Source organism: Gemmatimonadales bacterium (genome assembly GCA_035502185.1).
Taxonomy (GTDB): domain Bacteria; phylum Gemmatimonadota; class Gemmatimonadetes; order Gemmatimonadales; family JACORV01; genus Fen-1245.
On sequence record DATJUT010000115.1, the window covers coordinates 22,648 to 37,216 of the forward strand.

A 14,569-nucleotide genomic window follows, 5' to 3' on the forward strand; every position below is an offset into this window, starting at 1 on the left:
TGCTACTTGCCCCTCGGCCAGACGTTGTTTCCCCGATCCACGTCCGGGTAGACCCGCCGCGGATCCAGCTCGGCCCCGACGACCCGCTTGCCGTTCGCGGGCACCGCGTACGTGAACCGGCTCCCCAGATTCCAGATCTCCACCGGCAGGCGCACGACCTCGCTGGTGCCGTCGTCGTAGGTGAGCTTCAGCTCGGCGGGCATCACCATCTCCCGCCGGTTGCTGAGGTAGACGCGGGATCCGGTGGCGGCGGGCAGCGTCGCCGGTGCCTCGCCCCGCATGTTCGAGCCGCGGCCCGCGCTCCCCGCCGAGCGTCCCCGGCCCGGGGTCCCGGTCACCGAGTCCACGGCCTGGTCCAGCCGCGCGGTGGTGAACACCCAGTCGCGCCAGAACCAGTCGAGGTTGCGGCCGCTCACGTTCTCGACGGTGCGGAAGAAGTCCGCGGGCTGGGGGTGACGGAACGTCCAGCGCCGGATGTACTCGCGGAACGCGGGGTCGAAGGCCTCGCGGCCCAGCACCTCCTCCCGGAGCAGGCGCAGCATCAGCGCGGGCTTCTGATAGGCGGTCCAGTAGAGGTCGCGCACCTCCACCGGGGCGGTGATGAGCGGCTGCTCGTCGCCCGGACGCGCGTTGGCGCCGTAGGCGTGCAGCGGCATGTCGACCACGGAATCGCCGTACGCCGTGCCCTTGAAGTAGTCCGCCGCGTTGTACAGGTCGATGAAGGTGTTGAACCCCTCGTCCATCCATGGATAGCGGCGCTCGTCGCTCCCGACCATCATCGGGAACCACTCGTGCCCGAACTCGTGCATCAGGACCCAGTACAACCCCTCCCGCGTCTTCTCGGCCGGCACGAACGTCAGCATCGGGTACTCCATCCCGTCGATCGGGCCTTCCACGGTGCTGGCCTGCGGGTAGGGGTACGTCGCCCAGAGCTGGGAGTTGTAGGCGATCGCGTGGCGGGCCATCACGATGCCCTCGGCCGCCCACAGCGCCGCCGACGGCCGGTAGTAGGTCTGCACCAGGATCCCGTGCCAGCTGACGGCGTCCCAGCGGAAGCTGGGCGCGGCGGCCCAGGCGACGTCGCGCACGTGGCTGGCGCGGAAGCGCCAGGTGAGCGTCCCGCCCGGGGCCGCGCCCGCCGGGCGCGTCAGCTCGGCATGGCCCGCCTCGGGCTCGGTCACGACCTGCACCGGCTGACTGTCCGCCCGCGCCCGCGCCAGCCGGTCGCGCTCGGCGGCCGTGAGCACCTCGTCCGGGTTCTCGAGCGTGCCGGTCGAGGCGACGATGAAGCCGCTCGGCACCGTCAGCCGGACGTCGAAGTCGCCGTACTCGAGGTAGAACTCGCCGGCGCCGATGTAGGGCAGGGTGTTCCAGCCGTGGACGTCGTCGTACACGGCCATGCGCGGGTACCACTGCGCGATCTCGTACAGCGAGCCGTCGCGGCCCATCCGGCCCGCGCCGTAGACCGGGATCGGGAACGACCACGCCAGGTCCAGCGTGATGGCGCCGCCGGGCGGCAGCGGCTCGGGCAGGTCCACCCGCATCATCGTGTCCCAGAGGTAGTGGGGCAGCGGCTTGCCGTTGGCCTCCAGGCGCGTGAGCACGAGCCCGCCCACGAAGCCCTGGCTCGCCATGATGAACGGCGTCCCCCCGAAGATGAGCGGCGGCGGCGCGGTCAGCGCGTTGATGCTGGTCCTGGCGAAGATGTTCTGGTCGAGCTGGAGCCAGAGGAAGTCCAGCGCGTCGGGCGAGTTGTTCTGGTAGGTCAGCCGGCCCGTGCCGCGCACTTCCTGCCTGGCCGTGTCGAGGACGGCCTCGAGCGCGTAGTCCGCGCGGTTCTGCCAGTAGGCGTGGCCCGGGCTGCCGCCGGCCGACCGGTACGGGTTCGGGGTCGGCAGGCTCACCGGCCGAAAGGGAGACGTGTCGGCGACCTGGGCGGGGAGGCGTGCGGCAGCCAGCACCAGCCCGATCGTGCACAGCGCGGCCAAGCGGCTCATTGCTCTCGCTCCGTTTCCGAGTGACCAGCCGGGTCTATCGTACTCCTCGCCCGACCGCGGCGCCAACGCCGGTACGAGCGACCGTGCCGTATTGGCGCTTGACCTTCTCCCGGCAGCGCGCAACGTTGATCAGCATGAGGCCCCGTCCCCGTATGGTGGCACCCGTGCTCGCGCGGGCCGGTCTCGCCGTCGTGACGCTGGCGGCGATCGCGTGCGGCGTCCGCCAGGCTGCGCCCTCGTCCTCCAGCTACATCGCGCCGGCGGGCCGCGAGACCCTGATCACGGAAGAGGAAATCACCCGGATGTCGGTGCGCACCGCGTGGGACGTGGTGCGGATGCGGGCGCCCCGACTCACCTCCGGACTGGACGCGAACGGCAAGCCCGCGCGGGTCCGGATCCAGGAGACGCGCAGCGAGCTGGGCGATGAAACCCCGCTGCTGGTGGTGGACAAGGTGCAGTTGGCCGACATCGACTATCTGGAGCAGATCTCCGCATCCGAGGTCCACGCCATTCACATCCTCGACGCCGAGGCCGCCGAGCCCCTGTTCGGCTTCATCGCCGCCGGCGGCGCGATCGTCGTGGAAACCAAGCACGGCAGGTAGCCGGGCGGAGAGCCGGTCCTGCGCCGCCCGCGGGGCGACGCCGCCGGGCCTCCGGTGTAGCTTGTCGCTGGTGAGCCCGCCTCGCCTGCTGCTCGTCGGCCTGCTGCTGGTGCATCCGCCCCTGGCCCGGCGCCCGGTGCCTGCCGTCGCGCCCCGGGCACCCGGGTTCGATCTCGTGATCGCGCACGGACGCGTGATGGATCCCGCCAGCGGCCTCGACCGGACCGGACTGTGGGTCGGCGTCCGCGGCGATTCGATCGCCGCGATCTCGGACACGGCGCTCGCGGGCCGCACGGTGATCGACGCCGCGGGGAAGGTGGTGGCCCCGGGCTTCATCGACGTCCTGTCGTACGACCCCAACCCGTACGGCATCTGGCGCAAGCTCGCCGACGGCGTCACGACCAACCTCGCGATGCACGGCGCCTCGGGCGACATGGGCGCGTGGTACCGGGTCCTCGGGCGCTCGCAGTGGCCGGTCAACTACGGCGGCGCGTTCTCCAACCCCAACGCTCGCGAGCGGCTCCGCATCGGGCGCTACCGTGCGGCGACGCCCGGGGAGCTGCAGCGGCTCGTGGCGATGGCGGAGCGGGCGATGGGCGACGGCGCGCTGGGCGTCGCGATGAGCCCGGAGTACACGCCGGGCGCCACGACGGAGGAGGTGCTGGCGATGGCGCAGGTGGCGGCCCGGTACCGGGCGCCACTGTTCGTGCACGCGCGCTTCTCCGACACGGTGCCGCCCGGGACGGACGCCGAGGGCATCCACGAGATCCTCGAGGCGGCGCGGCGGACCGGGGCGGCGGTGCACGTGGACCACATCACGAGCGCCGCGACGTTCGACATGGCGGCCGCGCTCGACTCGCTCGAGCGGGCGCGGCGCGAGGGGCTCACGGTGACGGCGTGCGTCTACCCCTACGACTACTGGGGGACCAAGCTGAGCCAGGCGCGCTTCGATCCGGGGTGGCAACAGCGATTCGGCATTTCCTACGGCGACCTGCAGCTCGCGGGCACCACCGAGCGGCTCACGGCCGAGAGCTTCCGCCGCTACCGGGCCCAGGGGAAGCTGGCCGTGGCGTACGCGATTCCGGACACGGCGGTCGTGCTGGCCCTGCGCGCGCCGTTCGTGATGATCGGGAGCGACGCGATCCTCAACCCCGGCAACAACAACCATCCCCGCGCCTCGGGCGCGTTCTCGCGCACGCTCGCCGTGTACGTGCGCGAGCGCGGCACGCTCTCCCTGATGGAGGCGATCCGCCGGATGACGTTGCTGCCGGCGCAGACGCTCGAGGCGCGCGCGCCCGCGATGCGCCGCAAGGGCCGCCTCGAGGTGGGCGCCGACGCCGACATCGTGGTCTTCGACCCGGCGACCGTGCGGGACCGGGCGACTGTGGAGCATCCCGAGCTGGCGAGCGAGGGCATCGCCTGGGTCGTGGTGGGCGGGCGCGTCGCGCTGGACCCGCGCGGGCCGCGCTACCAGGTCCGGGCGGGGCGGGCGATCCGGCCGGACTGAGGGTCGCGGCCGGGCCGGCGCCCGGCCTTCGGAACACCCCCCGCAACGTCGCGGCTCCGCCGCCCGTATGTCCGTCGGCCGTCGTCCGGCTCGTCCTCTCCTCACAGGAGTCGCCTCATGGCCTCATTGCTCCGCGCCGGTGGCGCCGCTTGGCTGGCGCTCGCCGCCGCCGTCCCGCTCGCCGCGCAGCAGCCCGCCCCCGCCGCTCCCGGCGCGCCGCCGCCGGCCGCCGCGCCCGCCGCGGTCGCCGAGCGGCTCGACCTCTCTGTGCTGCAGCGGATCCGCGACGAGGGACTGGCGCGCTCGCACGTCGATTCGCTCGCCGAGTATCTGACGGACGTGATCGGCCCGCGCCTGACGGGCTCGACGGGCATGCGCCGTGCCGACGAGTGGGTGACGCAGGTGTTCCGGCAGTGGGGACTGGCGAACGTCGCCGTCGAGCCGTGGGATTCGGCCTTCGGCCGCGGCTGGGAGCGGGTGAGCTTTTCGGGACGGATTCTCGAGCCGTTCCTCGAGCCGTTGAGCGCGCAGCCCCTGGCCTGGAGCGGCAGCACGCGGGGCACGGTCACCTGCCCGGTGGTGCTGCTCGACGTGCAGGACACGAGCGACCTGGCCCGGTACGCGGGCAAGCTCAAGGGCGCCTGCGTGCTGCGCGGCGCGCCGCGCGACATTCCGCCGGAGTTCGAGCCCATCGTGCGCCGGTTCAGCGCGGACTCGCTGCTCGCGCCGCCGGCACCGCCGCGGCCGCCCCAGGGGCCGCTCGCGAACCTCACGCCCGAGCAGCGGCGCGAGCGGTTCGCGCAGATGCGGGCGGTGGCGGCGCGCATCAACGCGTGGCTCCGGGCGCAGCAGCCGGCCGTCGTCCTGCAGCCGTCGAACTGGACCTACGGCATGCTGCTGGTGCAGGGCGGGCCCGAGGCCGGGCCGGCCCGCGACAGTGCGGGCTACGAGCCGCTGCCGGCGCTCCTGGTGCAGCACGAGGAGTACGGCACCATGTACCGCAACGTGAAGGCCGGCCGGACGGTACGGCTCGAGGTGAGCGTGCAGAACCGGTTCCTCAACGACGATCTGAAGTCGTACAACGCGTTCGGCGAGATCCCGGGCACGGACCAGGCGAACCAGATCGTGATGGTGGGCGGCCACCTCGACAGCTGGCACGGCGGCACCGGGGCCACCGACAACGGCGCCGGCTCCGTCGTGATGATGGAGGCGATGCGGATCCTGAAGACGCTGAACCTGCCGCTCAGGCGCACGGTGCGGATCGGCCTGTGGAGCGGCGAGGAGGAGGGCCTCCTGGGCTCGCGGGCCTGGGTGCGGCGGCACGCGGCCGAGCTCGGCCGGATCTCGGCCTACCTGAACGTGGACAACGGCACGGGCCGGCTGCGCGGCATCTGGGACCAGATGGACAGCCTCGCGATCCCGATCTTCCAGCAGATCTTCGCGCCGCTCCAGGACCTCGGGGTCGTGGTCGTGCGGCACGGGACCACCGGCGGCACCGACCACCTGTCGTTCGTCGCGGCCGGCGTGCCGGGGTTCAACTACATCCAGGATCCCATCGAGTACGGCAGCCGCACCCACCACTCCAACGTGGACACCTACGAGCGGCTGCAGATCGGCGATCTGGAGCAGGCCGCGACGGTGGTGGCGTGGACGGTGTACGTGCTGGCGAACCGGGACGAGATGATGCCCAGGGGCCCGGTGCCGGCGCAGCGGGGATTCGGCTTCTAGGGCCCCGCGGGTCGCGGGCTTCCCCTCCGGCACGGAGTTCGCAGTATCTTGCGGTAGTCCGGAGTGCTCCGGAGGGGAGGCCTCGTGATCGACAGGAAGCAGCTCGAAGCGCTGGCCCGGAAGAACGCCGCGAAGCAGGTGACGCAGAAGGCGATCAAGCGGCGCAAGTACGACGACACGCTGCCCGCGGAAACGGAAAACGCGGAGGATCCGAAGCGCTTCTTCGAAGAGATGAAGAAGCGCGAATTCTGATGACGCTACGCGAGATTGCGCCGGTCCTGCAGATCGCCCTGGGCCCCGTGATCCTCATCTCGGGGATCGGGCTGTTGCTCCTGTCCATGACCAACCGTCTCGGCCGCCTGATCGACCGGGCGCGCAAGCTCTCCGAGGCGCGGCGCGAGGCGACGGAACAGGAGATCGAGCGCGTGGAGGCGCAGATTGCCGTGCTCTCGGCGCGCGCCATCGACATGCGCCGCGCGATCGTCCTGGCGGTGGTGAGCCTGCTCTTCGCCGCCGCGCTGGTGATCACGCTGTTCCTCGCCGCCGTGCTCCGCTGGGAGGCGGTGGTCGTGGTCGTGACGCTGTTCGCCTGCTGCATGCTCTCGCTGATCGCGTCGCTGCTGTCGTTCCTGCGCGACGTGAATCACTCGCTCACGGCGATCAAGCTCGAGCTCGGCGGGGCGCGGGAGAACGCGCGGGCCTAGCGGCCGCGATCAGACCAGTCCCTTCTCGATCCAGGTGTGCTTCCCCTCCAGCACCGCCCGGGCCAGGGCATAGGTCCGGGCGTCGTCGTTGTCGAACACCGTCCGGAAGGCGGCCCGCACCCGCCGCCGCGCGTAGCGGCAGAACAGGTCGGCCAGCTCCACCGCCTGCGGCTGCCCCTGCTTCCGCAGCATCTCGGCCCGCGCGCACGCCGCCGCCACCGCGAACAGCTCCGCCCCGACGTCCACCAGCCGGAACAGCACCGACTGGCGCTTCTCCAGCCGCGGACCGAAGCGCACCATCGCGTGGAAGGTGGTCCGCGCGAGCTTGCGGCTCATCCGCTCGGCGAAGCGCAGGTGCGTCGCCAGGCGCCCGAACTCGGCGTAGCGCGGCCAGCGGCCCCAGCCGAAGTAGCGGCTCGGATACCAGTGCGCGTAGAACAGTGCCGTCCGGAGCAGGGCACCGGCCTTCGCCCCGAGCGGCGCGCGCGGGTCCAGCAGGGGGCCGGCCACCTTGAGGTGCCGGTCCACGGCCTCGCGGGCGATGAACAGGTGCATGATCTCCGAGCTGCCCTCGAAGATCAGGTTGATCCGGAAGTCGCGCATGATCCGCTCGACCGGCCAGGGGATCTCGCCCCGGGCCTTGAGCGACTGCGCGGTCTCGTAGCCGCGCCCGCCGCGGATCTGCACCGTGTCGTCCACGATCCGCCAGGCGTGCTCCGAGTTGTAGAGCTTGGCGATCGCCGCCTCGAGCCGGATGTCGTAACCGCCCGTGTCGGCCAGCGTCGAGCACAGCTCCGAGACCGCCTCGAGCGCGAACGCGTCGGCCGCCATCCGGCCGATCTTCTGCGCCACCGCGTCGTGCCGGCCGACCGGCTGGCCCCATTGCACCCGCTGGTTCGCCCACTGGCGCGAGATCTCGAGGCACTTCTTGGCCGCGGCCACCGAGGAGGCCGGCAGTGTGAGGCGGCCGGTGTTGAGCGTGATCAGCGCCAGCTTCAGGCCCTTGCCCTCGCCCCACAGCACGTTCTCCCGCGGCACCCGCACGTTGGTGAAGCGCAGCACCGCGTTCTCGATGCCCTTCAGGCCCATGAAGTCGCAGCGCCGCACCACCTCGACGCCCGGCCAATCGGCCTCGACGATGAACGCGGTGATCTGCCGGCGCTCCCTGCCGTTCACCACCACCGACGGCGTCCGCGCCATCACCACCATCAGCTCGGCGATCGTGCCGTTGGTGATCCACAGCTTCTCGCCGTTGAGGAGGTAGGCCTCGCCGTCCTCGGTGGGCACGGCCGTCGTCTCCATCGCCGCCGGATCGGAGCCGACGCCGGGCTCCGTCAGCGCGAAGGCCGACACCGCTCCGCGAGCCAGGCGCGGCAGGTACTTCTTCTTCTGCTCCGGTGTGCCGAACAGCTTGAGCGGCTGGGGCACCCCGATCGACTGGTGCGCCGAGAGCAGGGCGACGGTCGAGCCGCACACGCTCGAGACCATCGCGATCGCCCGCGCATAGAAGAGCTGGGAGAGGCCGAGGCCCCCGTACTCGCGGGGGATCTTGATGCCGAACGCGCCGATGTCCTTGAGACCCTGCACGACCTCGGGCGGGACCGTGCCGTTCCGGTCGATGGCGTCGCCGTCCACCTTCTCGCGCAGGAACCGCTCCAGTGTCGCGAGGAACGGCCGGGCGCGCGCTTCGTCGTCGGCGGAGGGCTCGGGATGGGGATGGATGAGGTCCATCCGGAGGCGACCGGCGAACAGCTCGGCCAGGAAGCTGGGGGCGTGCCACTCGGTCTCGCGCGCGGCCTCGGCGACGTCGCGCGCTTCCCGCTCGGACACCCGTGGAGCGACGGTGGGCGCGGTCATGGTCCCGTTAAGATAGTGCGGCGGCGCCGGGTTGGCGCGGCTCCCGGGGCGTGCGGCGCTCGCCGGGGCCCGGCGCGCGTGCTAGAATTGCGGCCCATGTCGCCCCTCGTCCTCGGCCTGCTGCTCCAGGTGCCTTGGATCGTGCCGCCCTCGGGCAGTGTGACCCTCGAGGGTGCCTGGCGGTTCCACCCCGGGGACTCGGCCGCCTTCGCGAGCCCGGCCTACGACGACGCGCGCTGGGAGGCGGCCACGCTCGCGGCGCCGTGGGGCCGCCGCGGCGCCGAGCGGCTGCAGGGCTTCGGCTGGTACCGCGGCAGGTTCGTGCTCGACCGCACCCCGGTGGCGCAGCTCGCCCTGGAGCTGCGGCTCAACGGGGTCGCCTACGAGGTCTACGTGGACGGCGTCCGGTTGGGGGGGGTCGGGGATTTCCCGCCCAGCTACCGCGCCCGCACGTGGATGCCCGCCGCCTTCGCCGTTCCGCTGACGAGCCTCGCGCCGGGTACGCATCTCGTGGCGCTCCGGCTCTACTCGACGGAAGCCAGCCCCGGGCCCTTCGCCACGGTGGCGGTCGAGCCCCTGGCGCGCCTGCTGACCGAGAGCCGCCGCGGCGACCTGTACATGCTCGCGGCCGCCGTGCTGTTCGTGGGCCTCGGGTTCTACCAGCTCTTCTTCTGGGCGCGCCGCCGGGAGGCGCGCGAGCACCTGTACGTCTTCCTGTTCTGCGCGGCCCTCGCCCTGTTCTTCGTCAACTGGATGCCGTCGGTGCGGCTGGCGCTGTCCGGGGCGGTGGACTGGTTCCGCCTCCACGTCGCGCTGGGCGCCGCGGCCGTGGCGGCGCTGGCCTTCGGGGTCCGCTGGATCTTCGAGACCGATGCCGACACGGCGGCCACCCGGGTCGCCGGCGGCCTGGGCATCTATTTCGCGTTCCTGGCGCCCGCGGCGCTCCTGGTGCCCGAGTGGAGCCAGGTGCGGTGGATCGAGCGCTACCCGTACGACGGGGGCGTGCTCGTGGCCGCGGTCGTACTGGCGGTGATCGCGGCGTCCGCCCGGGGGCGCGGCCTCCCCCACGGCACCACGCTCTTCTGGGGCAGCGTCGCGCTGGCGCTCGCCGTCGTGCACGACGTCGCCCTGTCGTGGGACTGGGTGCCGGAGTGGGGCGTGAGCACCATCGTCGTGCAGTACGGCGCGATCGCCTTCGTCCTCGGCGTCGCGCTGGCCACGGCCGGCAGGTTCGCCGACAGCCAGACCACCGCGCTCTACGATCGCCTCACCGGCCTGTACCGCCGGGAGGTCGTCATGGACGCCCTGGCGCGCGAGATCCGCCGCGCCGCGCGCGTCCGGCAGGCGATCACGGTGATCATGCTCGACATCGACCACTTCAAGGCCGTGAACGACTCGATCGGCCACCAGGGTGGGGACCGCGTCCTGGCCGAGGTGGGCCGCCGGCTCATCGAAGCCGGGCGGGCCGTGGACTGGCTCGGCCGCTACGGCGGTGAGGAGTTCATCGCCGTGCTGGCGGCCGCCGGCGGGACCGGCGGATTCCAGGCGGCCGAGCGGTTCCGAACCGCCGTCTCGGCGCTCCCCATCCCGGTCGGGCGGGGCGCCCGCACGATCACGCTCTCGGCCGGGGTCGCGGCCTACGACGGCCGCGACGAGTGGCCCACCTCCGAGCAGCTGGTGGGGGCCGCCGATGCGGCGCTCTACCGGGCCAAGCACGCAGGCCGCAACCGCAGCAGCGAATAGCGCCCAGCTCAATCCCAGGCATCCCTGGCACGAGTACCGCGGGTGGCGGCGGCCCTGGAGCCTGGGCTCCCGTTCCTCAACAAGCCCTGGTCGGTGCCCGAGCTCCTCGCCCGGGTCCGCGGGGTCCTGGACGGCCGGCCGTCCCGCTCTTGACCCGCCCCGTCGGGCGGGGAAGCTTCCGCACCACATGCGTACCCTGATCAGCCACGGCACCGTCGTGTCGCCCGCCGGCGCGCTCGTCGCCGACGTCCTGATCGAGGACGAGCGGATCGCGGCGGTGGGGCCCCAGCTCGCGGCGTCGGCGGACGCGACGTTCGACGCCCGCGGCCGGTACGTGATCCCCGGCGGCATCGACGTACACACCCACCTCGACATGCCGCTGGGCGACACGGTGTCGGCGGACGACTTCGCCTCGGGCACCATCGCCGCCGCGTTCGGGGGCACCACCACGATCGTGGACTTCGCCGTGCAGGCCCGGGGCCGGCCGATGCGCGAGGCGTGGGAGACGTGGATGCGGAAGGCCGAGGGCCGGGCCGCCGTGGACTACGGGTTCCACCTGATCGTGACGGACCTCCCGCCGGCCGGCCTCGAGGAGATGGACGCGCTCGTCGCCGAGGGCGTGACCTCGTTCAAGCTGTTCATGGCGTATCCGGACCGGCTGATGGTGGACGACGCGACCGTCTTCCGGGCGCTGCGGCGCACGGCCGACAACGGCGGCCTGGTGCTGATGCATGCCGAGAACGGCGGCGTCATCGCGGAGCTGGTGCGCCGGGCCCGGGCCGACGGGCAGACCGCGCCGCGGTGGCACGCGCTCACGCGGCCGGCGAGCGCCGAGGCGGAGGCCACCCACCGCGCCATCGCGCTGGCGGAGCTGGCCGGTGCGCCCGTCTACGTCGTCCACGTCTCCTGCGCCGAGGCGGTGGACGAGATCGCCGCGGCCCGCGCGCGCGGTGCGCCGGCGCTCGGCGAGACCTGCCCGCAGTACCTGCTGCTCTCCGAGGAGTGCTACGACGCGCCGGGCTTCGAGGGGGCGAAATACGTGATGAGCCCGCCCCTGCGGCCCAGGGCCGGCCAGGAGCGGCTGTGGCGCGCGCTCGCCGCCGACGATCTGCAGACCGTGGCCACCGACCACTGCCCGTTCCGGATGAAGGACCAGAAGACGCTCGGCAGGGACGACTTCTCGAAGATCCCCGGCGGCGCGCCGGGCATCGAGACCCGGATGAGCCTGCTGTACGACGCCGGCGTGCGGACGGGCCGCATCTCGCTCGGCCGGTTCGTGGAGGTGACGGCGACGAGCCCGGCGAAGCTGTTCGGGCTCTATCCGAGGAAGGGCGTCGTCGCCCCCGGCTCCGACGCGGACCTGGTGGTGTGGGATCCGGAGCGGGAGATCACCTGGAGCGCGGCGACCCACCACATGCGGGTGGACTACAACCCGTACGAGGGCCGCGTCACCAGGGGCGCTCCGGTGCTCGTGCTCTCGCGCGGGCGACCGGTGATCGACGGCGGTGCGTTCGTCGGCCGCGCCGGCGCCGGCCGGTACCTCCGGCGCTCGCCGCGGTCCGGCTGAGACTCAGCGGCCGGCTGCGTCCTTGGCCGGCCCGTCCTTCGGGCCGTCGTCGTCTCCCCAGGCCAGGCGCGGAATGCCCGTGGCGGCCGAGAGCCGCCAGAAGAACTTCAGCGGGCCCCCGCCTTTCTTGACGTCGTCCGCGTCCACCTCGATCGCCTCGATGTTCTGGCCCGACAGCCGCTTGACCAGCTCGCGCTGGTCGGGGGTCAGGACGATGCGGACTGGCTCCTGGTCGGCCATGGCACTCTCCCTTATCACGGCCGGCGCCGGCGGCAGGCGGCCGCCCGGCTCGGCCCGGTCGTGGTTGGTGACGGCGGAATCGTATCAGCGCAGTGTCACGGGGATGTAACGCGACGCCAGGCCGGGTGAGGGCACCCGGGGGCCGACCCTACGACAGCCTGTCCAGGTCCTCGGGCGCGTCGATGTCGAGCGAGCCGGGCTCGAACGGGATCCGCGCGATCTCGCTGCCGTGCCGCTGCAGGACCCGCTTCGCGCCCTGATCGCCCTCGAGCGCCCGCAGCTCGGCGAACAGCGGGCGGGAGAACAGCGCCGGCACGCCCACCGTCCCGGCGTACTCGCACGCGACGGCCTTGGGTCGGGAGGCGGCCCAGGTCGCGACGAGCCGGCGCAGGACGTCGGCGGTGAGGTGCGGCTGGTCGCAGGTGGTGAACAGGACGGCCTCGGGGTCGCCGCCCGCCTCGAGCGCCTCCAGCCCCGCCCTGAGCGACGTGCTGAGTCCCCGGGCCGCGCGGGCGTTTTCCACGACGCGGACGTCGAGGTCCACCAGCTCGCGGCGCAGCTGCGGCGCCGCGGGGGGCAGCACGACGACCACGGGCCCGCAGCCGGCCGCGACCGCGGTCTCGGCGGCGCGGCGGACCAGCGTGACGCCGCGGTAGCGCAGCAGCTGCTTGGGGCCGGGCAGGCGGCGGGACGCGCCGGCGGCCAGCACGACGACGCCGACGACCGGCGGGCGGGCGAGCTCGGGTCCGGACGCGGACGGGACGTCGCCGCGCGGCGAGCCACGCGGCTCGCTCACCCCATCAGGTCCCGCTTCAGGGCCAGGTCCCGGTCGATGCGCTCGATCTTGTCGTACTCCTCCTCCCAGAACGACTGCGCCTTCATCCGCTCGAGGTACGCGTCGCTGTACCCGAACCGGCTCCACACCTCGCGCTTCTGCCGGAACAGGCGCTCCTTCTGCACGCCCGAGCGGACCTCGAGGATGTCGTCGGCCGTGGCGCCGCGGAAGATCTCGTCGTACCACCGCGCCAGCGTGCTGTCGCCGATGGGTCCGCTCCGTCGCTCCAGGTCCGCCAGCACCGACGGGTAGCGGTCGAAGCCGTCGGTGGCGACGGTGACGACGTTCTGGTCCGCCGCGAGGTGCAGCAGCTTGGCCGTCTTGATGGCGCCGATGATGTTGCACACCGTCGAGATGCCGAACCAGCCGCCGAGGTGGTCCAGGGCGCCGGCCGCGAGCCGCAGCTGGCGCTCCAGGATCGGCCGCCCCTGCTCGAGCAGCTTCAGGCCCTTCACGCAGTCGTCGTCGTGCACCAGCGCGACGTAGTCGGTGGTGATCACGTTGTGGATCAGCGTGACCATCTTGTCGCCGATCCCCTCGATGCGGTGCGTGCCGCGGCCGTTGTCGTACAGCGTCGAGCACTCCTTCGGCTCGACGGCGACCACCGCGCAGTCGCGGAACCGCGCCTTGATCTCGTCGGCGGCCGCCAGCGTGCCGGCGGAGCCGGGGGCCGCGACGAACGCGGCGACCTGGCCGTTGCCGACGCCCTGCGCCGCCTCCAGGGCGGCGTCGCCGGTGACGAAGCGGTGGAACCGGTAGTTGGGCAGCAGCTCGAACTGGGCCAGCACCTTGTTCTTGGGCTCCTGCTTGAAGTGCTCGGTGCGCTCCAGGACCAGGATGACGTCGCTCTCCGAGCCCGGCGTGAGGTCCAGCTCGCCGCCGTACCGGCGAATGCGTTCGTAGCGCTCGGCGCTCATCTGCTCCGGCATGATCACCACGCAGCGGTACCCCATCAGCTTGGCGATGTACGCGGTCCCGATGCCGAAGTTGCCCGTCGACGGGCCGATGATCGTGTTCTCGCCCGCCCGGATCTCCCCGGCGAGCTCGCCCTCCATCAGCGTCGCGTACGCAGGGCCGACCTTGTGGCTCCCGGACGGGAAGTCCCGGCCGAGCAGCACGACGATGTTGGCGGCGACGCCGGTGAGCGCGCGCGGCAGCACGACGTGCCGCACCCGGTCCTCCCGGTTGCGCCAGGTGATGTTGAACAGGTTGAGCGGATCGAGCTCGTTGCTGCGCGCCGCGAGCGCGCGGCGCCGGATCTCCGGCGGCAGCCGGGAGGGATGGCGCATCTCCGCGTAGGTCGGGCCGCGCGTCAGAACCGTTCCCATAGCGCCTTCGCCTTTCGAGTGGCGCGCTCGGCCACCGCGGCTTCGTCCACGGTGACGCAGCGCTTGTCCCTCACGACCACGCGCCCGTCCACGATCAGCGTGTCGACCGGCGCGTTCGCGATGCCGAACAGGAGGTGCCCGAACAGGTTGCCCGCGTGGAGCGGGGTCGGCGGGTAGTAGTCGACCAGGATCAGATCGGCCCGGGCTCCGGCCTCGATGCGCCCGAGCTCCAGGCCCCACAGCTTGCGGGCGATGGTGCGGTTGTTGAGCAGCGCGGCGGCCCAGGCCTCCGCGTACCCGACCCGCGGGTCGCCGGTGCGCAGCTTCTGGAGGTGGAACGCCGTCTTGAACTCGTCCCACATCCGCGGCGAGTAGCCGTCGGAGCCGAGGCCCACCAGGACGCCCGCCGCCATCAGCTCGAGCAGCTTCGCCACGCCGACCGCGTTGTTGGCGTTGGACTG

Annotated in this window: 13 protein-coding genes; 7 read left to right on the forward strand and 6 right to left on the reverse strand. The window is 72.5% G+C overall.

Going from position 1 to position 14,569, the window contains the following annotated elements; translation table 11 throughout:
• Positions 1–2 precede the first annotated feature (2 nt).
• Complete coding sequence (locus VMF70_16080) at positions 3–1,997, reverse strand: M1 family metallopeptidase (GenBank protein HTT69545.1); 1,995 nt, start codon at positions 1,995–1,997, stop codon at positions 3–5.
• A 164-nt stretch (positions 1,998–2,161) separates the two neighbouring features.
• On the opposite strand from VMF70_16080, the gene VMF70_16085 reads away from it, so the two are divergent.
• From VMF70_16085 to VMF70_16105, 5 genes are all read left to right on the forward strand, one after another.
• Positions 2,162–2,599, forward strand: a complete 438-nt coding sequence (locus tag VMF70_16085) for a hypothetical protein (GenBank protein HTT69546.1) — start codon at positions 2,162–2,164, stop codon at positions 2,597–2,599.
• A 70-nt stretch (positions 2,600–2,669) separates the two neighbouring features.
• Positions 2,670–4,106, forward strand: coding sequence for an amidohydrolase family protein (locus VMF70_16090; GenBank protein HTT69547.1), 1,437 nt, complete (start codon positions 2,670–2,672; stop codon positions 4,104–4,106).
• A 117-nt stretch (positions 4,107–4,223) separates the two neighbouring features.
• On the forward strand, positions 4,224–5,834 hold the full coding sequence (locus tag VMF70_16095; protein HTT69548.1) for a M20/M25/M40 family metallo-hydrolase: 1,611 nt from the start codon (positions 4,224–4,226) through the stop codon (positions 5,832–5,834).
• An 84-nt stretch (positions 5,835–5,918) separates the two neighbouring features.
• The gene (locus tag VMF70_16100) at positions 5,919–6,086 is read left to right on the forward strand and encodes a hypothetical protein (GenBank protein ID HTT69549.1); all 168 of its coding nucleotides are present in this window, start codon (positions 5,919–5,921) and stop codon (positions 6,084–6,086) included.
• Positions 6,086–6,538, forward strand: coding sequence for a DUF2721 domain-containing protein (locus VMF70_16105; GenBank protein HTT69550.1), 453 nt, complete (start codon positions 6,086–6,088; stop codon positions 6,536–6,538). The genes VMF70_16100 and VMF70_16105 overlap by 1 nt, the downstream gene beginning before the upstream one ends.
• Positions 6,539–6,547: 9 nt before the next feature.
• On the opposite strand, the gene VMF70_16110 is transcribed toward VMF70_16105, so the two are convergent.
• Positions 6,548–8,395, reverse strand: coding sequence for an acyl-CoA dehydrogenase family protein (locus VMF70_16110; protein ID HTT69551.1), 1,848 nt, complete (start codon positions 8,393–8,395; stop codon positions 6,548–6,550).
• A gap of 96 nt (positions 8,396–8,491) precedes the next feature.
• Here VMF70_16110 and VMF70_16115 point away from each other — a divergent pair, with 96 nt between their 5' ends.
• The gene (locus VMF70_16115; GenBank protein HTT69552.1) at positions 8,492–10,138 is read left to right on the forward strand and encodes a GGDEF domain-containing protein; all 1,647 of its coding nucleotides are present in this window, start codon (positions 8,492–8,494) and stop codon (positions 10,136–10,138) included.
• A 187-nt stretch (positions 10,139–10,325) separates the two neighbouring features.
• Positions 10,326–11,705 carry a dihydropyrimidinase gene (hydA, locus tag VMF70_16120; GenBank protein HTT69553.1) on the forward strand — a complete coding sequence of 460 codons (1,380 nt, stop codon included), beginning with the start codon at positions 10,326–10,328 and terminating at the stop codon, positions 11,703–11,705.
• A 3-nt stretch (positions 11,706–11,708) separates the two neighbouring features.
• Here hydA and VMF70_16125 read toward each other — a convergent pair whose 3' ends face one another.
• The 4 genes from VMF70_16125 to VMF70_16140 form a co-directional block, all read right to left on the reverse strand.
• Positions 11,709–11,945: a hypothetical protein gene (locus tag VMF70_16125; protein ID HTT69554.1), complete on the reverse strand. Its 237-nt coding sequence runs from the start codon at positions 11,943–11,945 to the stop codon at positions 11,709–11,711.
• A gap of 148 nt (positions 11,946–12,093) precedes the next feature.
• On the reverse strand, positions 12,094–12,741 hold the full coding sequence (locus VMF70_16130; protein ID HTT69555.1) for a nucleotidyltransferase family protein: 648 nt from the start codon (positions 12,739–12,741) through the stop codon (positions 12,094–12,096).
• Entirely contained in the window at positions 12,738–14,108 is a 1,371-nt protein-coding gene (locus VMF70_16135) for a pyridoxal-phosphate dependent enzyme (GenBank protein HTT69556.1), read from the reverse strand. Before VMF70_16135 ends, VMF70_16130 begins: the two co-directional genes overlap by 4 nt.
• Positions 14,093–14,569, reverse strand: a 477-nt coding sequence (locus tag VMF70_16140; protein ID HTT69557.1) for an amidohydrolase family protein, incomplete at its 5' end; no start/stop codon positions are given. The genes VMF70_16135 and VMF70_16140, both read right to left, overlap by 16 nt.

What these genes read in the sequence shown, in the direction of transcription:
- VMF70_16115 (HTT69552.1), top strand. Translation starts at nt 8,492, where the DNA reads ATGTCGCCCCTCGTCCTCGGCCTGCTGCTCCAGGTGCCTTGGATCGTG.
- VMF70_16095 (HTT69548.1), top strand. Translation starts at nt 4,224, where the DNA reads ATGGCCTCATTGCTCCGCGCCGGTGGCGCCGCTTGGCTGGCGCTCGCC.
- VMF70_16125 (HTT69554.1), bottom strand. Translation starts at nt 11,945, where the DNA reads ATGGCCGACCAGGAGCCAGTCCGCATCGTCCTGACCCCCGACCAGCGC.
- VMF70_16080 (HTT69545.1), bottom strand. Translation starts at nt 1,997, where the DNA reads ATGAGCCGCTTGGCCGCGCTGTGCACGATCGGGCTGGTGCTGGCTGCC.
- VMF70_16110 (HTT69551.1), bottom strand. Translation starts at nt 8,395, where the DNA reads ATGACCGCGCCCACCGTCGCTCCACGGGTGTCCGAGCGGGAAGCGCGC.
- VMF70_16105 (HTT69550.1), top strand. Translation starts at nt 6,086, where the DNA reads ATGACGCTACGCGAGATTGCGCCGGTCCTGCAGATCGCCCTGGGCCCC.
- VMF70_16135 (HTT69556.1), bottom strand. Translation starts at nt 14,108, where the DNA reads ATGGGAACGGTTCTGACGCGCGGCCCGACCTACGCGGAGATGCGCCAT.
- hydA (HTT69553.1), top strand. Translation starts at nt 10,326, where the DNA reads ATGCGTACCCTGATCAGCCACGGCACCGTCGTGTCGCCCGCCGGCGCG.